We start from the raw sequence: 20,235 nt of genomic DNA, 5'->3' as shown, positions 1-20,235 counted from the left end.
ATCCGGGGGTTGCAGTCCCGGTGACGCCACCCAATTTTCGACCTTCGCGTAAAACCGAAACTGCTGTGCTTTCTTGAGCAACTCGTCTCTCTTCGGGCCGGGCTCCAAGGCGTCAGCTCGCTCAGCGCAATTTTTCGCCATTCGCGCGTAGTCACTGGGTGTCATATGCGAATCCCCCGATTCGGCGTTGGCACACTACCAATCTAAATCTGGGCGAAAATTAGTTCTGAAGATCAATCTCGAGCCGAAGTGCGATAGCTGAGTACTCACAGACACGGCTATATCTACGTCTTTTGTGCCACCATGACGGTCGGATCGGTCAGGCTCGGTACGACGATCAATCGCTTCACGGCACCTGCTTTGTAAGCCTGCAAGAACGTTGCGTAGTCCTTGAACGATACGCAACCGTTCGAATCTCCCTTTGGTCCCATCAGGTAGCTGTGCGTGAGCAATCCGGCGCGGCCAAATAGATCACCCTGACCCACCGGCTTCATTCGCAATGCTTCAACGCCGTGGAACGGCTTCTCTCGCTTGCTCAGTTCATATATCTGCGGTGGCGTCGCACCTCGATCATGGACGTGGACTTGCGTTGGATCGTCCATCAGTTCGCCAAGTCCGGAGTGAGCCTCGAGCCTCGTTCCGTCGGGCATGTAAACGGTGCGCGCGGAAATATCGTAAAGCGCCGCCCGCGTTTCCGCCAAGGTTGGAGGTGCGCTGTCCTTTCCGTCGCCGGAGATTCCACCATCGGGTGACGCAGATGCCAAAACAGTTTCAGACGGCTGTAGCATCGCGAAGACTTTTCTAAGTGCCGCGCTGACGTTGGACAGAGGATCAGACGGTGTTGACGCTGGATCGGGCAGAGACACAGCAATCAAATTGGCCGCCGACGGTCGGACTCTCGGTAGCGGCACTTTTCCATTCGCCGCCGAGATTCCGAGCGAGCTGTCGGCGGGAAGCACTGGCTGCGATCGCATGGCTTGCGCGAGCTGCGACTTAGCCCGCTGAACTTCTAATTCGGCATGAGAAGCCGACACTTCAAAATCAAACGCTTGCGGAAAACGCTGAACGAACGAGGCGTCGTCGAGCTGGGGACTACTTGGATTTTTGGCCTTAAAGAAGCTCAGTACATTTTGAGGCTCTCGAACATACGCGCATAACGTCAAAGCCGCAGCGAGGGCTCCGACAGACGCAGCAGCGATCACAATTCGAGATCTACGCAATTGATGCCCCGGACACGACGCAAAAAGGCTACCCAATAATTCAAGCTCAAATCAAGCCAACGAGCCTGACGTATTAGGCCATTTTGGCCTTGCCAGACTTTGCACCATTCAGGAAGGCCCATCTCCCAGAGCGAGAGCGTCCTTTCCAATCCCAGCCTGCCGATACAGGCTCCTTAAAAACCTAGCCATCGACGCAGACGTCATCCTGTTACCGCGCGGCGAGCGGGAGGGACGACGGCCGGCTCACAAATGGGAGATCTAGTTAGGAGGGGCTGCTGGCGGAGAGAGTGGGATTCGAACCCACGGTACGGTTTCCCGCACACACGCTTTCCAAGCGTGCGCCTTAAGCCACTCGGCCATCTCTCCGGCGCGCCTTCTCATGACGGGCCGGAGCGAGATTTGCAAGGGACCGCCGGCTCGGCCCGGCGGTTTTTCTCAAATTATTGAAGGATATAGGGAATTCCGGGGAGCCTTGGCGCCACCTGCTCGCCCTGGCGAGCGGCGAATCGGCTTGCGAAGCGTCGGCACAGCCATCCCCGCGCCAGCGCGCCGCGGAGGACCTCCCCATTTCGCCTGGCTGGCGCCGCGGCTCAGTGGAACCGGCTACCGACTCCCGCGCCCAGCGATTGGGCCGGCCAGAGTACGGCCGGCTGAACCGGCAGCGTCTCCACCGGCGTCTTGTCATTGGCGACATGGGCTTGCTGAAGCGCCTCGACGAAATCGGCGAACCAGTCCTGGATCGTGCCAGCGCGCAGCTTCGCCATCATGGCTTCCCAGCGCATACGGCGCTCCAGCAACGGCATCGACAATGCGGTCGCGATGGTGCGCGCCATGCCGTCCACATCATGCGGATTGACCAGCAGGGCAGTATCGAGCTCGTTGGCGGCGCCGGCATATTTCGACAGCACCAGCACACCGGGATCGACCGGGTTCTGCGCAGCGACATATTCCTTGGCGACCAGATTCATACCGTCATGCAGCGGCGTCACCAGACCGACCTGCGCGGTGCGATAGAGACCAGCAAGCACGGTCTGGCTGAAGCCCTTGTTGAGATAGCGGATCGGCGTCCAGTCAACTTCGCCGTGACGCCCGTTAATATCGCTCACCAGCTTCGCAAGCTGGTTCTGCAGATCGCCATAGGCCTCGATCGTGCCACGCGACAGCGTCGCGATCTGCAACAGCGAGACCGAGCGCTTCAACTGCGGCTGCAGCTCCAGCATGCGGTCAAACGCATCGAGACGATTGACGAGACCCTTGGAGTAATCGACGCGATCGACGCCGATGGCGAGCTTCTCGCCGTTCAGGCTGCGGCGCAGCCGCGACACATCGGGATGCGACGCCGCCTTGGCAGCATGCGCAGCAAACTTCGCGGGATCGATGCCGATCGGAAATACCGCGCAACGCGACGCGCCGTAACGCGACATCACCACGCCACCCGTCGTGTCCAGACTGAGCTCGCCATCGACATAAGACAGGAAGTTGTCGCGATCACCTTCGGTCTGGAAGCCGATCAGATCGTAAGCAAGCATTGCCTCGACCAGCTCGCGATGATGCGGCACGCCGCCAAAAATATCGCGTGCCGGCCACGGCGTATGCAGGAAAAAGCCGAGCGGATGCGTCACGCCAAGCGCGCGCAATTCTGCGCCGAGCGCAAGGAAATGGTAATCCTGAATCCAGAACGCGGTATCGGGCTTGCGGAACCGCAGCAGCGCGCGCGCGAAGAACGAATTCACTTCGCGATACGACTGATAATCATCGTGCGACGTGCAGATCAGGTCGGTGCGGGAATGCAGCGCAGGCCAAAGCGCCGAATTGGCGAAGCCTTCGTAATAACCACCGTAGTGGGCTGCAGGCAGATCGAGCATTGCCAACGCGCCGGCGCCCAGCGCTTCAATTTCGGCAAACGGTTCCTTTTGCGCGCCATCGCGCACGCGGCCGCTGGAACCCACCCAAATCGCGCCAGATTTCTCCACCACGGGCAGCAAGGCTGCTGCCAGACCGCCGGTCATCGGCTCATTCGCCGAAGCGCGCGATACTCGGTTTGAGACTACGACGAGATTCACAGGGTCCCCTCCTGATTGCACACATTGATAAACGTCCGTTCATCAATATGGTTCCTCGTCACCATTCGACCCAATTGAAACCAAATTCGGGCACGCGACGATGGAACTCACCTTTCAGTGAGTTCCATCTGCATCGGTATCAACAATGAGGTGAATCACTTCGATTTCGCTGCATCGTCGATCAGCAAGCGCGCGAGCCATGCGCGCACATCGCGCGGCTCGTCGAAGTGACCCGACACACCTTGCGCACGGCGACCGACGGAGAATGCGAGACCATTCATGCCGGGCATGATCGCAAATACAGATTCATCGGTGACATCATCGCCGATGAAGATCGGACGGCGTCCGCTGAACGGCTCATGCGTCATCAATTCGATCACGCCCGTCGCCTTGGTCACACCAGCGGGCTTGATCTCGCAGACAGCCTTGCCGGGCAGCACTTCGATCGGCGCATTCGGCAGATCGGCACGGATCGCGGAGACCGCATCATAGATCGCCTTCTCCGCATGCGGCGCGAGACGGTAATGCAGCGCGAGCGCATAGCCCTTGTCTTCGAGCAGAATACCCGGACTCAACTTCGCAATGGCAGCAAGGCGACGCTTCAATTCCTTGTCCATCGGCGGCGCGCCTGACGCCACCGATTCATTGTCGCCTGACAATCGCATTTCGGCGCCATGACCGCCGACGGCAGGAAACTGCATCGGCGCAAAGATCAGATCGATATCGTTGATCGAGCGGCCCGAAACGAGCGCCATGGCGCCATTCGTGCGCTGCAGCAGTTTGCCCATGGACGTCGCCAGATCCGGTGGCACCCACACTTCACGCGGCGTCGGCGCCAGATCGAGCAGCGTACCGTCGATATCGAGCAGCAGCGCACATTCGCTAAGCCGCGGCAATTCCGCACCCGGATACAGTACCTCTTCGGAGTGCGGCGCATCGTCGACAGGAATTTCGATAATTTTCTGAGACATGTTCATGAAGTCACTCCACCACGGCCAGCGGCCGTGCAACTGTTTCAAGCGGCTGGCGTTCCGCCGCGATGGCATAGCGCCAGCCGACAATCGCAGCCACGATCATCAGAACAGCGCCAAGAAGATAGCCGGCAAACACACTATTGCGCGACCCGGTATCGATCAGCACGCCAAACAGCGCCGGGCCGGCAACGCCGCCGATCCCGGTGCCGATCGCGTAGAAGACAGCGATCGCCAATGCGCGAACCTCGATCGGGAACGTCTCACTGACGGTGAGATAGGCCGCACTCGCCGCCGGCGACGCAAAGAAGAAGATGATCATCCAGGCGATGGTCTGGGTCTGTGCACTCAACACATCGATCGAGAACAGATAACCGGAGATCGCAAGCAATATGCCCGACATCCCGTAGGTCACCGCGATCATCACGCGGCGGCCCAGCGTATCGAACAGCCGGCCGAGCAACAGCGGTCCGAGAAAATTACCCGCGGCAAACGGCAGGATGTACCAGCCGACATGATTGGACGGGATGCCGAAGAAATCCGTCAGTACCAGCGCATAGGTGAAGAAGATCGCGTTGTAGAAAAACGCCTGCGATGCCATCAGCACGAGTCCGACCAGCGACCGCTGGCGATACAGCACGAACAGTGTCTGCGCGACCTCCTTCAGCGGCGTGTGATCGCGCATCGTCAGCCTGATCTTCGGCAGCGCGGCCAGAACCGACGGCTTGGCCTTCTGATGCGCGGAGATTTCGATATCGGCCACGATCTCTTCGGCGCGCTGCGGCTGACCATGGATCATCAGCCAGCGCGGGCTTTCCGGAATCCACATCCGCATGAACAGCACGATGAGACCAAGAATAGCGCCGGTGAAATATGCGAGGCGCCAGCCATAGGACTGAGAAATGATAGCTGGATCGAGCAGAACGATGGCACAGACCGCGCCCATCGCCGCGCCGAGCCAGAAACTGCCGTTGATCACCAGATCGGTCCAGCCGCGATAACGCGCCGGGACAAGCTCCTGAATTGTTGAATTGATCGCGGTATATTCCCCGCCAATGCCGGCCCCCGTCAGGAATCGAAACACGGCATAGCTGGCAAGATTCCATGACAGCGCCGTCGCGGCAGTCGCCGTGAGATAAAGCGCTAGCGTAATGAAGAACAGCTTCTTCCGACCGATGCGATCAGTCAGCCAGCCGAAGCCCAGCGCGCCGATCACGGCACCTGCGAGATAAGCGCTGTTGGCAAAGCCCACGTCGAAGTTCGAGAACCGCAGCGCCGGATCTTCCTTCAGCGCGCCGGACAGCGCCCCCGCCAGAGTCACCTCAAGGCCATCGAGAATCCATGTAATTCCGAGCGCCACGACAACCCGTGTGTGAAAGCCACTCCAGCGCAGCGCATCCAGGCGCGCAGGAATGTCGGTTTCGATGATACGATCCGAGTCGGAAGCTGGCGTCTGGCCCGGCACAGGCGAGGTCACGATATCCGCGCTGCTCGGATAAGCCATGCCGCTTTGCTCCTGAGCATTTGTTCGCTACCCCCACGGATAAGCGGAAATCGACATTAACGCCAAAAGCCCGAAACCTTGCGGTGACGGGTGATTCAGCGCCAGAGGGTTACATTCTCCGTGAAACAACCCACGAAGAACGCGTTGGTTCCCGTTTTATGCGGGAGAAGTGGGACTTAGAGTGAAACGGCGTAATGCTCGTATTCGCCGCGCACCAGCTCGATATGGGCGCGCATCGCCGCGGCGGCGCCGTTGCGATCGCCGCGCATGATGGCGACGACGACGCGGTCATGCTCGGCCTGCGACTTGGCAAGACGGCCGAGATTGCGAAACTGCGCGCGCCGGAACGGCTGCACGCGCACCCGGGTCGCGAGCGTGATCTCGGCGATATATTCGTTCTGCGAGCCCGCATAGATCGCGTTGTGAAAACGTTCGTTCACTTCGTGAAAGCGATCCGGGTTGCCATCATAGCTCAGCACCCGCAACTCTTCGTGGATGGCCTCTAATTCGTGACGCTGTACGGCCGGCATCCGTTCGGCGGCGAGACCGGCACATATTGCTTCGAGCTCCGCCATCGCCTCGAACATGCCGGTGAGACGATCGATTGACGGCTGCGCCACCACGGCGCCGCGATGCGCACGCGAGTCGACGAGGCCGCTGGCCGTGAGCTGGCGCAACGCTTCGCGGACCGGCGTGCGCGAGACATTGAAGCGTTGCGCCAAGTCTGTCTCGTCGAGTGAGGTACCGGGGGCCAGCACGCCGCGCACGATCTCGTCGGCCAGTTGCAAGCGGAGTTCTTCAGCGCGCGTCAGTTTGCCGGTGGTCGCACCAGCGCGGTCAACCCGGCTGACCGGCCCGGTGATGCCCGCCTTGCGGCGTGGCTTGCCAGGCTGGATCAGCATGTCGTCGAAACTCATCCCTTGGCGCCCTGCGGTTCGTCGATCAGGCTGACAGACGCCGCCACGATTCGCCAGCCTTCCGGAAAGCGGATCCACGTCTGCATCTGTCGACCAACCTTACCCGGAGCCGTGTCGCGATAAAATAGCGTCGAGGCCACCGCAGTGTCGCGGCCATAGGAGGAAATCACCGTGCGCGCAGTGCGGCGCATCAATCCGACCGGCGAGCGTGCACCGCGAAAGGCCTGGATCTCGTCATAACCGTAAAGGTTTTCACCCATGCCGTAGCGCAGCGTTCGGGGATCGTTGCGAAACAACTCGCCGAGCACCGCCGTGTCATTGGTCGTCAACGCTTTCTCATAGCGTGCGAAAGCGGCGCCCACTTCGGCGATGACGTCCGGCAGATCAATGTCCATGTCAGAACCCTTTTGCGCGGGGCGCAGCAACCACGCCGGCCCGCTCCAAAGCATAAGCGACCCGCAGCGCGATGTCTTCCCGCCACGGCGCCGCAATGATCTGCACACCGACCGGCATCGGATCGAGCGGCACCGGCACGGCGACGACGGGCAGGCCGATAAAGGAGATCGGCTGGGTGTGGATGCCGATATTGGCGCGCACGGGCAGTTCGACGCCGTCGAGCACGAAAGTCGCCTGCCCCAGTTTCGGCGCGATGCAAGGCGTCGCCGGCGCGATGATCACATCGACATCCCCAAACAGTTCGAGCACCTTGGCGCGGTACCAGCGACGGAATTTCTGCGCGCGGTCAACCAGCGGCGCCGGCACCATGGCGCCGGCGAGCAAGCGGTCTCGCACCGCCGGGTCGAAGTCATTGGGCCGCGTGCGCAAGCGATCCAGATGCAGCGAGGCGCCTTCAACCGTCGAGATGACATAGGCCGCCGACCGCGCGCGGGCGACCTCGGGCAGCTCAATATCGCGTGTGACGTCGAGCGCCTTCGTGACACGCGCAACCGCCGCCTGGGCCTCCGGAAACAGGTTCTTGCGGAAGTATCCGCCGGCCGCAGCGATGCGGAGAGAGCCGATATCCTGTCCGAGCAGCGCCGTCACAGACTCGATGGCGCGGGTTGAACACGCGGCATCCTCGGCATCCGGTCCCTGCATGGCGTCGTAGGACAGCGCGAGGTCCTCGACCGATCGTGCGAATGGGCCGAGATGATCGAAGCTCGCGACAAACGGAAACGAGCGCGCCCGCGACAGCCGGCCATAGGTCGGCTTCAAGCCGAAGATACCGCAAAACGACGACGGCACGCGGATCGATCCGTTGGTGTCCGACCCCAAGGCAATCGGCACGAGACTGCCGCCGACTGCGCCGCCGGAACCGCCCGATGAGCCGCCGGTCATCCGGGTCACGTCATGCGGATTCCGCGACGGCCCGTCATGAATATTCTCGCCCGTAAAATCATAGGCGTATTCGCCCATATTGAGCGTGCCGACCAAGACGGCGCCCGCGGCTTCCATGCGTTCGACCAGCGTCGCATCGCGGGTTGAAGCCGGACGATCGTGATTGATCTTGGAACCGGCGCGGGTCGGCAGGCCGGTGACATCGAACAGATTCTTCACCGCAAACGGCACGCCTGCAAGCGGGCCGACGCTTTGACCGGCGGCAATCGCGGCATCCAGCGCCTTCGCCGTGGCGCGCGCGCGATCGGCAGTGACATCGGTGAATGCGTTCAGGACCGGATTGTGCTGCGCGATCCGCGCGAGCGCCGCTTCGGTGACGGCGAGCGCCGAGATTTTCTTCGCGGCAACCGCCTGCGCAATGTCCGACGCCGGGCGCCAATCGCCATTGGTTTGAAAAATATGGGCCATGATGACGGGGTCAAGCTGCATAGATGCTCGCCGGCTCGGTTTCGTCGGGGAGCGGAAATTCGTCCACCATTTTAGCCATTTTCAGCGTCACCGCGAGATTGGCACGGACGGATGGCTTCCACGCGTCTTCAATCGGCAGTCCCAACGCCCCGGCGACGGCGTGGATATAGTCATCAAGCGGTTCGGCCACGGTCCCTCTCTCAATCATTCGTATCAGTGAACCGGCAGCGGCGGATGCGGGATCGCCGACAGCAGCTCCTTCGTATAGGCGTCTTGCGGCGCATCGAGCACGGCCTCGGTCAGGCCCTGCTCGACGATCCGCCCGGTGCGCATCACGATGACACGATCGCACAGCAAACGCACCACATTCAAATCGTGCGACACGAACAAATAGCTCATCCCCATCGACTGCTTCAGGTCCTGCAACAGGTTCAGCACCACCGCCTGAACGGAGACGTCGAGCGCAGCGGTCGGCTCATCCAGGATGATCAGCTTCGGCTGCAGCGCGATGGCCCGCGCGATGCCGACGCGCGCCTTCTGGCCGCCGGACATCTGGTGCGGAAAGCGATCGAGCAATTCGAGCGGCAAGCCAACCTGCCGCGCGAGGTCCTCGCATTTTGCACGTAATGCATCGCCGCCCTTGATGTCGCCAAGCTGCATGATCGGATCGGCAATGGCGCGCGCCGCCGTGAAACGGGGATTCAGGCTGTCGGTGGGATCCTGAAATACCATCTGGATGCTCTTGCGCAGCGGCAACCGCGCAAAGGAGTTCGGCGCGATCTCGCCGATCTCGTCGCCATCGAACGAGATACGGCCCGAGGTCTTGTCGATCAGCCGCATCACCATCATCGACGTGGTGGACTTGCCGCAGCCGGATTCGCCGACAAGGCCGACGCTCTCGCCGTGACCAACCGTAAAGCTGATACCATCGACAGCACGAAACTTGTCCGGCTCGGTCGGTGGCTTGCGCGAGAACAGTTTTGCCAGAGAGGCTGTCGCACCCTGGCGGGCATACTCCTTGACCAGGTTGTCGACCACCAGCAGCGGCTTTGCCTCGGCGGGCGCGCCGGCGCTATCGGCAATCGTCGGCTGCACCGGCATTGCAGCGCGTTCTTCGGCCGGCAGGAGATCACGCAGCGAGACACCGAGCCGCGGCGTCGCCTGCATCAGCTTCTTCGTATAGGCGTGCTTCGGATTGGCGAAGATATCGGCCGACAGCGCCGTCTCGACCACCCTGCCCTTTTCCATCACCACGACACGGTCGCAATAGGCAGCGGCAAGGCCGAGATCATGAGTGATCAGGATGGTCGACATGCCGCGGCTCTTGGTGAGCTCGACGACCAGATCCATCACGGCTTTCTGGGTCGTGACATCGAGGCCGGTGGTCGGCTCGTCAGCTATCAGGAGCTGCGGATTACACGCCAGCGCCAGTGCGATCACCACGCGCTGGCACATGCCGCCGGAGAGTTCGAACGGATAGGCGTGATAACGCTCGCGCGGGCGTGCGATCTTGACTTGCTCGAGCGCCTCGATGGCTTTCTCGGCACGATCGGCGCTACCGGCCTGCGCATGCTGGCGCAACACGTCCTCGATCTGATCGCCGACCTTGCGAATTGGGTTGAGCGCCGCCCGCGGGTTCTGGAAGATCATCGAGATTTCGCGGCCACGCAGGTCGCGCATCTGGTTCTCGGTTGCACCCTTGATGTCGACACCAGAGAACATCACCGAGCCTTCTGCGATCTTGCCGGCGCGGTCGAGAATGCGCATCACCGCATAGGACGTCACCGACTTGCCCGAGCCGGACTCGCCGACGATGCCGAGTGTTTCGCCCTTGGCCACGGAAATATTGACGTGTTGCACGGCCTTGACGATGCCGCGCCGCGTGGCGAATTCGACAGTGAGGTCGCTGACGTCGAGAAGCGGTTGAGCTGTCATGTCCGGGCCCTCAGGTGCGTCGCTGCGGATCGACGATGTCGCGCAAACCGTCGCCCAACAGATTGAAGCAGAACACCGCGATCATCAGCGCCAGACCGGGGAACAATGCGATCCACCATTCGCCGGACACCATGAAGGACGCCCCTTCGGCGACCATGATGCCCCATTCCGCGGTCGGCGGACGGACACCGAGACCGATGAAGGAGAGGCCAGCGGCATTGAGGATCGCGTAACCCATGGTCAGCGACATCTGCACGATCATGATCGGCATGATGTTCGGCAGGATATGCACCAGCAGGATGCGCATCTCGCTATTGCCCGACAGTCGGGCCGCCTGCACGAAGCCCGCTTCGCGGCGGACGTTCGCCTCGGCCCGCGCGACGCGCGCATAGAGCGGGAAGTTTACAATGGCCGTGGCAATGATGATGTTCTGCACGGTGTTACCGAGTGCTGCGACGATACCCATGGCCAGCACGAACAGTGGAAACGCCATGATCGTATCGGCGATGCGGCCAACGATGCGATCAGTCCAGCCACCGAAATAGCCCGACGCGATACCGGCGAGGCCGCCCATGGCGAAGACGAGCGCCACCGAGGCAATCGCGATGAAGAAGTCGAGCCGGGTCGCCACGATGACGCGGCTGAAAATGTCACGCCCGAGCTGATCAGTGCCGAACCAGTGCGCCGCAGACGGCGCCTTCAGCGCCTGGGCCGTGTCGCTGGCGAGCGGATCGTAAGGCACGATGTAGGGGCCGAACAGCGCTGCGAACACGATCAGCATTAGCAGGCCGAACGCAAACGCCGTCACGCGGTTCTCGCCGAGAATGTAACGCGTGTGCTGCAGCGTCGCGGTAAAGCCGGAAGTGCGTTTTGCGGGCGCAGGCTTCGGCGCGGGAACGGCTTCGGAATCGACAGGCGTGACAGCGTTCATGGTTTCCACCTCACCCTTCCAACCGCACGCGTGGATCGATCACGCCGTAGAGAATGTCGATGATCAGATTGATCAGCACATACATGACGGCCATGGTCAGAACGAAGCCCTGCACCGGCGCGAAATCCGACGAGATCAGGGCTTCGACCGCGTAGGAGCCGATGCCCGGCCAGGCAAAAACCTTCTCGACCAGCACATTCGCACCGAGCAGGAACGAGAACGTCATCGACAGCGTGGTGATGACCGGCAGCATGGCGTTACGGAACGCGTAGGTCACGATCACGGCGCGTGGCGACAGGCCGCTGGCGCGAGCCGTACGCACGAAATCGGACGACAGGATCGCCAGCATCGACGCGCGCGTCATGCGCGCGATCGGCGCGAGTGAAAATATCGCCAGCGTCGCCGTCGGCAGGATCAATTGGTTGAAGGCAGACCTGAAGGCTTCCCAGTCACGCGCGATGAGACTGTCGATCAGATAGAAGCCGGTCACATTGGGCGGCGTCGATGCGAACACATCCAGTCGCCCAAGCGGCGCCGGCGACCAGCCGAGCCTGAAATAGAAGACATAGACCAGCACCAGACCAGTGAAGAACACCGGCAGCGACACGCCGGCCGTCGTCGTCACCCGGCAGAGATGATCGATCCATGAGCCCGGCCGGGTGGCGGCGAGAATGCCGAGTGGAATGGCGATCATGATCGAAACGAGCAGACCAAGCAGCGTCAGCTCGGCCGATGCCGGCAGGCGGTTGCGAAGCTCCGTCGCCACCGGCTGGCCTGTCGTCAGCGAGTTGCCGAAATCACCCTTGGCCAGATCCGCCGTATAGCGGAAGAACTGCTCGATCAGCGGCTTGTCGAGACCGAGCTTCTTGCGGATTTCCTCGATCGCCTGCTTGTCCGCCGACGGTCCCGCGAAATAGGCCGCGGGATCGCCGGGCAGCGCGCGCGTCAGCAGGAATGTGACGATCACGACCCCGATCAAGCTCGGGATCGCGAACATCAGTCGTTTGCCGATCAGGCTGAGCATGATGCTTGCCTCCTGTTCATCGACGGATGCGAATGCAAGCTCGCGGCGCTCCCTCTCCCCCACGCGAAGCGAAGCTTCGCTAGGCGGGAGAGGGTTGGGGAGAGGGGGAGTCGCAGGCGACGGCGCTCGTGGCTCACCCCTCTCCCGGCGCTTCGCGCCACCCTCCCCCGCAAGGGGGGAGGGGACGATGGAGCCGTTCCGTCATCGAGCAGGGCCAGCATCCTCGCCATCATCACATCACGCCTTCACGAGCGCGCGATAGTCGAGCCGACGGTGGAACCAGTACTGGTAGCCGGAAATGTTCTTCTGCATCGCCACGTTGACATAGGGCTGATACAGCGGGATCCGCGGCACATCAGTGAAAGCGAGATCGACGAAGCCCTTCACGTCGGCATCATAGGCCGCCTTGTCGCCGGTTGCGGCGGCGGTGCGCGCGCCGTTGATGAACTTGTCCATCTCGGGCGATTTGTAGCTCATGGTGTTGAACACCGAATTGTCGCCGTGATAGCACCAGTAGAAGAAGTATTCGGGGTAATCGAGCCAGCCAGAGAACACGTTGGTGTAGAGCGGCATCTCTTTCTTGTTCAGCTCGGTGCGCCAATTGGCGCCGGGGATCTTGTTGATGGTCGTCTTGATGCCGATCTGGCCGAGGCTTTCCTGCACCAGCACACAGAGCGGCTCGTTGACGACGGCAAAGCCGAGATCGAATGAGATCGTAGTCTCGAAGCCGTTGGGATAGCCGGCCTCGGCCAGCAGCGCCTTCGCCTTGGCCATGTCGGTATTGTATTTATGCGGCTGCGGCCAGGCCACTTCCGTTGGCTTGTCGGCTGATGCGCCGTACATCGGATTGGCGAGACCGAACAGCACGGCATCGACGATCTTCTGATAAGGCAGCGCATAGGCCACGGCCTGACGCACCTTCGGATTGTCGAAGGGCGGCTTGGTGACATTCATGCCGATATACTGAATGCCGTTGCTGAACGGCAGCGACACGACATCGAGCTTGCCGTTGGCCTTGATCTCCTGGAAGTCCTTGTAGGGCAGCTCATAGGACATGTCGGCATCGCCGCGCTCGAGCAGCGCACGCCGGTTGCCGGCCTGCGGCACCATGCGCCAGATCACGCGCTTGATCTTCGGTGTCGGGCCGGAGACCCAATCATCATTGCGCTCGAGGATGACTTCCGTGCCCGCGGTCCACTTGGTCACCTTGTAGGCGCCGCCACCGGCAGTCTGCATCTTGGTATATTCGAGACCCCACGGATCCTTCTCGGTGGCGTTCTTCTTCACCAGTTCGGAATTGATCACGCAGGGCACGATGACAGCGAGATCCGGAATCGTCAGGCGATCCTTAGTGGCGAAATCGACGCGTACGGTGTGATCGTCGACGATCACGAACTGCTCGGGCTTCTTCAGCGATCCGGCGCTCATCTGGAAGGTCGGGAAACCGCCGACGCTGACCGAGCGATCGAGCGACCACTTCACATCCTTCGCCGTCACCGGCGTGCCGTCGTGAAACTTGGCGTTCTTGCGCAGCTTGAAGGTCGCCGACATGTCGCCGATGGTCATGTCCTCGGCGAGTTCGGGCTTGAACTTGTCGCGGTCGTAATAGGGCACGCCGCCAGGGCCTGCCTTCATCTCGTGACCGATCAGGCGGTCGTAGCAATTCCAGGACACCTCGTAGCCGGGCACATTGGTGCCGACGCCATGAATGTCGAGATTGTTGGGGCCGCTTTCGGAGACGATCAGCAGGGTTTCGGACCGGGCATCTGCCTTAGCGGGCGAGAAGATCGCCGGACCGGAGACCATCGCGCCGGCGGCGGCGCCTGTGGCGGTTTTCAGAAAATCACGACGCTTCATTCTTGCTCTCCCCAAGGGCGCGAGTGGATCGGCTTGGGAACAGACATCGCAAACTTCGTGCCAGAGCTTAACGAGCCCCTAATGGCCATCTAGGGGACTGATAAATCTTGCATTTCCGCAACGAGCCCGGCGGTCGGCGTCGCCGGAGACTCAGCCTCGTTGCATACAAAGATATTGATATGCATAAAATTTAGACTGTCGCGCGTGCTTGCCTGGTGATTACTCGCCCGATTCCGGCTTGACATGCACGGCTCCCGCCTCCTTATTGCGAATAGTTCGCATTAGCATTCGCATCAGATCAGTAACGTTGGGGAATGGCGTGAGTTTAAGGTTGTGGGCATCGATCACGGGGGCAGCATGCCTCTCGTCAGTCTGGGTTGGAGACGCGAAGGCCCAGGAAGGGCAAACGCTTTCGGAAATCGTGGTCAGCGCCGAGCGGCAGAAGGAAGCTGACGCCTTCCAGTCTACCACCCTGCTGACCGGTGACGCCCTCCAGCGCACCACCTCCGCCTCCATCGCCGACTTGCTGGCAACCCAGCCGGGCGTTGCCGCATCGACCTTTGCGCCAGGCGCGAGCAGACCGAATATCCGCGGCCTCGATGACTATCGCGTTCGCATTCAGGAGAACGGCATTGGCAGCCAGGACGCGTCGGATTTCAGCCAGGACCACCAGGTCCCGGTCGATCCGCTGTCCGCCGACAAGATCGAGGTGATCCGCGGGCCGGCAACGCTGCGCTATGGCAATCAGGCCATCGGCGGCGTCGTCAATGCCAGCAACAATCGCATTCCGGAGAGTCTCGTGCCGGACAATTTCAGCGCGCGCATCAAGGGCGGCGGCTCTTCGGTGGATAGTAGCATCGACGGCGCGGCCAGCATCGATGCGTCAGGCAGTAATGTCGCTATTCACGTCGATGCCTTCGGCCGCAGCGCCGGCGATTACAGAATTCCCGGCGGCGGCGTGCAGGCCAATACGAGACTGCGCTCGGAGGGCCAGTCGGTCGGCGGCTCCTATATCTTCGATGGCGGCTATATCGGCACCGCGATCCAGCACATCACCAGCCTGTATCATATCCCCGGCATCGCCGAATCCGCGTCACGGACTCGCATCGATCTCGAACAGACCAAAGTCACCAGCAAGGGCGAGTGGCGCGCGCCCACCGACGGCATCGCCGCGATCCGCTATACGTTCGGCGTCAGCGACTACAAGCATGGCGAGCTCGGCATCGGCAGCAACGGCGTCGATGGCCTGCAGAACACCATCACCAACAAGGAAATCGAAGGCCGCTTCGAACTGGACCACGCCGCGGTCGCAACACCGCTCGGCGCATTGACCGGAAGCTGGGGCGTGCAGGCCAGCAACCGCAAGCTCGGCACCGCGGGCCTGCTCGGCGGACTACTCGCCCCCACCAATACGGACACCGTCGCGGGCTTCGTGTTCGAACAGTTGCAGCTCTCGGACACACTCAAATTCCAGGCCGCCGGCCGCATCGAGAGCCTGTCAGTATCCGGCATGGCGCCGATCTTCCCCAGCAATTTCCTGCCACCGCCCGACACATTCTCCGAGACTGCAGCGACGCGCGATTTCACTCCGAAGAGCTTCAGCTTCGGACTGCTGAAATCACTGCCCTGGGACATAGTCGCCAATCTGAGCGTACAGCGTGCGCAGCGCGCGCCTGCTGCGCCCGAGCTTTATTCGCGCGGCTCCGACGGCGCATCGGGCACCTTCGTCATCGGCAATCCGGATCTGAAAATCGAAACCGCGGAGTCGGTCGAAGTCGGCCTCAAGCGCAGCAGCGGCCAGCTTCGTTTCGAGGCCAGCCTCTATTACACGCGCTATCTCGATTTCATCTTCAAACAGGTGACCGGCAACTTCTGCACCGACACTTTCGCAAGCTGCGGCGCGACCGGCCCGCTTCTGCAGGTCGCCTATGGCCAACGCGACGCAAATTTCCGCGGCGCCGAGCTGATGGCACAACTCGACGTGGCGCCGCTCAGCGACGGCATGTTCGGTATCGATACGCAGTTCGACGTTGTCCGCGCGACCTTTGCCGATGGCAGCAATGTTCCGCGCATCGCACCGATGCGCGTGGGCGGCGGCGTCTGGTGGCGCAGCGCCGAATGGTACGCGCGTCTGGGCGTCCTGCATGCATTCACGCAGAATGACATTGCGCTCAATGAAACGTCGACGGCCGGCTACAATCTGCTGAAGGCTGAGGTGAGCTATACTCACACATTCGCGAAGGTCGACGGCGGCCTGCGCGACATCACCTTCGGCGTCACCGGAGACAATCTGCTCGACGAGCAGGTCCGCAACCACATCTCCTTCAAGAAGGCGGAGGTGCTGCAGCCCGGACGCGGCGTGCGGCTCTTCACGAGTATGAGATTTTGAGCCCAATGACCTTGGAATCGCTCCAGTTTGGGCCTCAACTCGGTCTCCAGAGGGCGACATCGTTCACATGCGAAGGTATTCTTCGCCATCATCTCCCATTGCAAACTTCGACCGACGGAATGCAGCCCCTATGACAAGATCCTGGTCTCCCATCGCAACTGTATTCCTGGCGGTTAGCGGAACGGCGGTGGTTCCGCAGTTTGCTATAGCTGCGACCACGGAAGCGTTGCTGCCGCATAATCTGTCCCCATGGGGCATGTTCATGAACGCCGACATCGTGGTGAAGGCCGTGATGATTGGTCTTGCCATCGCCTCGCTGGTGACCTGGACGGTCTGGCTCGCAAAGACCATCGAACTCAACCGCGAAACTCGGTCCGCCAAACGGCGGCTCGATATCCTGGAAAGCGATACGACGCTGGCCCAGGTCGAGCGCGACAGCGCCAATGCTCGCGATCCCGTGGCCCAGCTCATTCATTCGGCGGTGCGCGAGACTGCCCTCTCCCATGGACTGTTCGATGACGGCTTCAAGGAGCGCATTGCGCTCCGCCTTGAGCGCGTCGAACAGGCGATGTCGCGCCGGATCTCCCGTGGCATCGGCGTGGTCGCAACGATCGGTGCGACTGCGCCCTTCGTCGGCCTGTTCGGAACCGTCTGGGGCATCATGAACGCCTTCATCGGCATTTCGGAAACCAAGACCACCAACCTCGCCGTCGTCGCACCGGGCATCGCAGAAGCGTTGCTCGCGACAGCACTCGGTCTTGTCGCAGCCATTCCGGCTGTGGTGATCTATAACCAGCTCGTTCGCAACATCACGACTTACCGTGCGCTGCTCGGCGATGCCTCCGCACAGGTCATGCTGCTGATGAGCCGCGATCACGGCCGTCGCGGCATGCCGATCTCGCGGGCGGCGGAATAGACCATGGCTGCAAGATTAGGTGGACGCTCAGGCGGCGGTGACGACCTCGAAGTCAACCACGAAATCAATGTGACGCCCTTCATCGACGTGATGCTGGTTCTGCTGATCATCTTCATGGTGGCAGCGCCGCTTGCAACGGTCGATCTCGGTGTCGATCTGCCGGCAAGCGCCGTCGAACCACAACCGCGTCCCGACAAGCCGGTCTTCGTCACCGTCAAGCCTGACCTGACTATCGCCGTCGGCGAAGACATCATCCCGCGCGATACGCTGAGCGGCACGCTGGATGCTGCGACCAAGAACAACAAGGACGAACGCATCTTCCTGCGCGCGGACAAGGTCGTGAGCTATGGCGATCTGATGGAAGTGATGAACCTGCTGCGCAACGCAGGCTATCTCAAGATCGCGCTGGTCGGCCTCGACGGACGAACCTCCGCGCCATGAACGTCTTTGCGCTACATGCGCCGACCGACAGCGTCGGTCTTCGCTGGACCGGGTCGGCGATCGCTATCGTCGCGATCCATGCCGGTCTGATCGCCGCAGGCATCTGGTGGTACCATCAACCGAACCCGCCGGGCGTTACGATGCCGACCATCATGATCGACATGGCGCCGGCCACCGCTGCGCCCGAAACGCAGCCGCTGGATATCGCGCCCGGCCCCGAGATGCAGCAGGCGGAAGCGCCGTCCGAGCCACCGCCCGAACCGGTTCAACAGAAGCAGGCGGAAGAACAGATCCCGCCGACGCCGCTGATGGAGAAGCCGGTCGTCGAAGCGCCGCCCGAACAGAAGACCGAGCCGACGCCTCCCCCGCCCGAGCCCGCCAAGATCATTCCCGATCCGCCAAAGCCGGTGCCGGAAAAGCCCAAGCCGAAGCCGATACGCGCCGAGGTCAAAAAGAAGCCGAACGATGCGCCGGCAGCGCCGCAGACCACTGCAGCACCGCGCGCAGAACGCATCGCGCCTGCAGCATCGGCCGCCGCCGCCGGTGCATCGAGGGCAGCGTCAGCGTCTTACAATCAGCTCGTTCAATCACACTTGCAGCGCTTCAAGCAATTTCCCCAGAGTGCGCGCACCGGTCAGTCAGGCACGGCAGTCGTCAGGATCGCCTTTACACTCGATCGCAGCGGTCGCGTGCTGTCTTCCCGCCTCCTGGGATCGTCGGGAAATTCGGCGCTCGATGCCGAAACGCTCGCCATGGTTCGTCGCGCGCAGCCATTTCCGGCATTTCCGCCGGAGAAGACCGGCGGTACGGAAGCGTTCAACGTTCCGCTGAGATATGATCTTCGTTAGCAACTAACGAAGATCGTGATGCGCCGCGACCGGGCAGATATCACTGCACCGGATTGGCGCGTTCGAATTGGCGCAGCAATTTGTTGCCGCGCTCGGCTGCAGCGTCGAGGGCCTCCTGCGCAGGCTTCTTGCCGCTGAAGGCCTGCTCCAGCTCATCCTCGATGGCGTCACGGATCAGCGTGAACGAGCCAAGGCGCAATCCCTTCGAATTTTCCGTCGGCGCTTTGAGCGTGATCTGCTCGATGGATTTTACGGTGCCGGGGTTGCGGTCGTAAAAACCCTGCTGGCGCGTGAGTTCATAGGCGGCGCGCGTGATCGGCAGGTAACCCGTCTTCTGATGCCAGGTCGCCTGTACTTCAGGCTGCGAAAGAAACGCAAAGAACTTCGCGACGCCCTTATATTCTTCGCGCGGCCGATCGCGCAGCACCCAGAGCGTGGCGCCGCCAATGATCGAATTCTGCGGCGCGGCCGTGACATCCGGCCAGTACGGCATCAGGCCATAGCCGACCTCGAATTTCGCATTGGCAAGAATGTCGGCGCGGGTGCCCGACGAGCCCAGGAAAATCCCGCATTCGCTCTTCTGAAACCGTGGTTCAGCCGCTGTCGCACGGCCGCTGTAGTCGAAGACCTTGGTCTTCTGCCATTCGGCAAGTTGCGTAATATGCCTCACCATCAGCGGATTGTTGAAGGTGAGCACCGCATCCAACCCGCCAAGGCCATTGGACTTCGTCGCCACCGGAATGTTGTGGAATGCCGAGAAGTTCTCGACATTGATCCATGACGGCCAGGCCGTCGTGAAGCCGCAAACCGCACCTGCCGTCCGCAATCGCTTGGCAGCGACGCCGAGTTCGGGCCAGGTCCGCGGCGGCTCGTCCGGATTGAGCCCGGCGGCACGGAACAGATCCTTGTTGTAGTAAAGGATCGGCGTCGATGCATTGAATGGGAAGGACAGCATGTTGCCGGCCATGTCGGTGTAGTAGCCCGTAATGGCTGGCAGATAGGCTGACGGATTGAACGCCTCCGCCTGATCGCGCATCAGCTCATAGACGGGATAGGTTGCGCCTTTGGCAGCCATCATAGTGGCCGTCGCGATTTCGTTGACCTGGACGATGGCCGGCTGGCTCCGGGACCGGAAGGCAAAGATCGCCGCCGTGACGGTCTCGGTATAGTTGCCCTTGTAGACCGGAACGATGCGATAGCCCGTCTGCGTGGCGTTGAAATCCGCGGCCAGCTTTTCAACGTGCCGGCCGAGTTCTCCGGACATCGCGTGCCACCACTGAATGTCGGTGGCGCGTGCGGGCGTCGCCGTCTGGCTGACTGTCATCACGAGCGCGAGATATCCGAGCGCCGCCTTCAACTTCATTTCATTCTGCCCTTACAACGCCGTCGGCTGCCGGCCTGCTGTGCTATCAT

At 61.6% G+C, this 20,235-nt stretch carries 17 protein-coding genes and 1 tRNA gene; 4 read left to right on the top strand and 14 right to left on the bottom strand.

All coding sequences use genetic code 11. The annotated features are described in order from the left end of the window. Positions 1-284 precede the first annotated feature (284 nt). From AB8A38_RS21200 to AB8A38_RS21140, 13 genes are all read right to left on the bottom strand, one after another. Positions 285-1,202: a DUF2778 domain-containing protein gene (locus AB8A38_RS21200; protein ID WP_439087285.1), complete on the bottom strand. Its 918-nt coding sequence runs from the start codon at positions 1,200-1,202 to the stop codon at positions 285-287. Between the two features lie 294 nt (positions 1,203-1,496). Next, positions 1,497-1,586: transfer RNA gene (locus AB8A38_RS21195), tRNA-Ser, on the bottom strand. Between the two features lie 224 nt (positions 1,587-1,810). Further along, positions 1,811-3,283, bottom strand: coding sequence for a trehalose-6-phosphate synthase (locus tag AB8A38_RS21190; protein WP_439087284.1), 1,473 nt, complete (start codon positions 3,281-3,283; stop codon positions 1,811-1,813). Between the two features lie 155 nt (positions 3,284-3,438). Beyond that, positions 3,439-4,254 carry a trehalose-phosphatase gene (gene otsB / locus AB8A38_RS21185; RefSeq protein WP_315844268.1) on the bottom strand — a complete coding sequence of 272 codons (816 nt, stop codon included), beginning with the start codon at positions 4,252-4,254 and terminating at the stop codon, positions 3,439-3,441. Positions 4,255-4,264: 10 nt separating this feature from the next. Further along, the gene (locus AB8A38_RS21180; RefSeq protein ID WP_315839683.1) at positions 4,265-5,758 is read right to left on the bottom strand and encodes an MFS transporter; all 1,494 of its coding nucleotides are present in this window, start codon (positions 5,756-5,758) and stop codon (positions 4,265-4,267) included. A gap of 176 nt (positions 5,759-5,934) precedes the next feature. Continuing rightward, a complete protein-coding gene (locus AB8A38_RS21175) occupies positions 5,935-6,660 on the bottom strand; it encodes a GntR family transcriptional regulator (RefSeq protein WP_410001894.1) in 726 nt (241 codons plus the stop codon). 11 nt (positions 6,661-6,671) lie between these two features. Continuing rightward, positions 6,672-7,070 carry an oxalurate catabolism protein HpxZ gene (hpxZ, locus tag AB8A38_RS21170; RefSeq protein ID WP_315839685.1) on the bottom strand — a complete coding sequence of 133 codons (399 nt, stop codon included), beginning with the start codon at positions 7,068-7,070 and terminating at the stop codon, positions 6,672-6,674. Between the two features lies 1 nt (position 7,071). Beyond that, positions 7,072-8,502 (bottom strand): AtzE family amidohydrolase, encoded by a 1,431-nt coding sequence (locus tag AB8A38_RS21165; protein WP_439087283.1) that lies wholly within the window; start codon positions 8,500-8,502, stop codon positions 7,072-7,074. Then, a complete protein-coding gene (locus tag AB8A38_RS21160) occupies positions 8,492-8,671 on the bottom strand; it encodes a DUF4089 domain-containing protein (protein WP_315839687.1) in 180 nt (59 codons plus the stop codon). The genes AB8A38_RS21165 and AB8A38_RS21160 overlap by 11 nt, the downstream gene beginning before the upstream one ends. A gap of 23 nt (positions 8,672-8,694) precedes the next feature. Next, complete coding sequence (locus tag AB8A38_RS21155) at positions 8,695-10,416, bottom strand: ABC transporter ATP-binding protein (RefSeq protein WP_315839688.1); 1,722 nt, start codon at positions 10,414-10,416, stop codon at positions 8,695-8,697. A gap of 10 nt (positions 10,417-10,426) precedes the next feature. Next, positions 10,427-11,347 (bottom strand): ABC transporter permease, encoded by a 921-nt coding sequence (locus AB8A38_RS21150; RefSeq protein WP_315839689.1) that lies wholly within the window; start codon positions 11,345-11,347, stop codon positions 10,427-10,429. A gap of 10 nt (positions 11,348-11,357) precedes the next feature. Then, on the bottom strand, positions 11,358-12,371 hold the full coding sequence (locus AB8A38_RS21145; RefSeq protein ID WP_120287488.1) for an ABC transporter permease: 1,014 nt from the start codon (positions 12,369-12,371) through the stop codon (positions 11,358-11,360). A 237-nt stretch (positions 12,372-12,608) separates the two neighbouring features. Then, positions 12,609-14,228 carry an ABC transporter substrate-binding protein gene (locus AB8A38_RS21140; RefSeq protein ID WP_315839690.1) on the bottom strand — a complete coding sequence of 540 codons (1,620 nt, stop codon included), beginning with the start codon at positions 14,226-14,228 and terminating at the stop codon, positions 12,609-12,611. A 319-nt stretch (positions 14,229-14,547) separates the two neighbouring features. Between AB8A38_RS21140 and AB8A38_RS21135 the strand changes: the two genes are divergently transcribed. The 4 genes from AB8A38_RS21135 (at position 14,548) to AB8A38_RS21120 (ending at position 18,822) form a co-directional block, all read left to right on the top strand. Then, entirely contained in the window at positions 14,548-16,617 is a 2,070-nt protein-coding gene (locus AB8A38_RS21135) for a TonB-dependent receptor (protein WP_439087282.1), read from the top strand. A gap of 130 nt (positions 16,618-16,747) precedes the next feature. After that, complete coding sequence (exbB, locus tag AB8A38_RS21130) at positions 16,748-17,533, top strand: tonB-system energizer ExbB (protein WP_439087281.1); 786 nt, start codon at positions 16,748-16,750, stop codon at positions 17,531-17,533. Between the two features lie 3 nt (positions 17,534-17,536). Further along, entirely contained in the window at positions 17,537-17,974 is a 438-nt protein-coding gene (exbD, locus tag AB8A38_RS21125; RefSeq protein ID WP_089263503.1) for a TonB system transport protein ExbD, read from the top strand. Beyond that, positions 17,971-18,822: an energy transducer TonB family protein gene (locus AB8A38_RS21120; protein WP_315839694.1), complete on the top strand. Its 852-nt coding sequence runs from the start codon at positions 17,971-17,973 to the stop codon at positions 18,820-18,822. The genes exbD and AB8A38_RS21120 overlap by 4 nt, the downstream gene beginning before the upstream one ends. A 40-nt stretch (positions 18,823-18,862) precedes the next feature. On the opposite strand, the gene ugpB is transcribed toward AB8A38_RS21120, so the two are convergent. After that, positions 18,863-20,185: a sn-glycerol-3-phosphate ABC transporter substrate-binding protein UgpB gene (gene ugpB, locus AB8A38_RS21115; protein ID WP_439087280.1), complete on the bottom strand. Its 1,323-nt coding sequence runs from the start codon at positions 20,183-20,185 to the stop codon at positions 18,863-18,865. Between the last annotated feature and the right edge of the window lie 50 nt (positions 20,186-20,235).

Origin of the sequence: Tardiphaga sp. 839_C3_N1_4, from assembly GCF_051811045.1 — a bacterium.
GTDB lineage: Bacteria > Pseudomonadota > Alphaproteobacteria > Rhizobiales > Xanthobacteraceae > Tardiphaga.
Note: the sequence above shows the minus strand (reverse complement) of the source record. Positions and strands in the feature narration are given on the sequence as shown.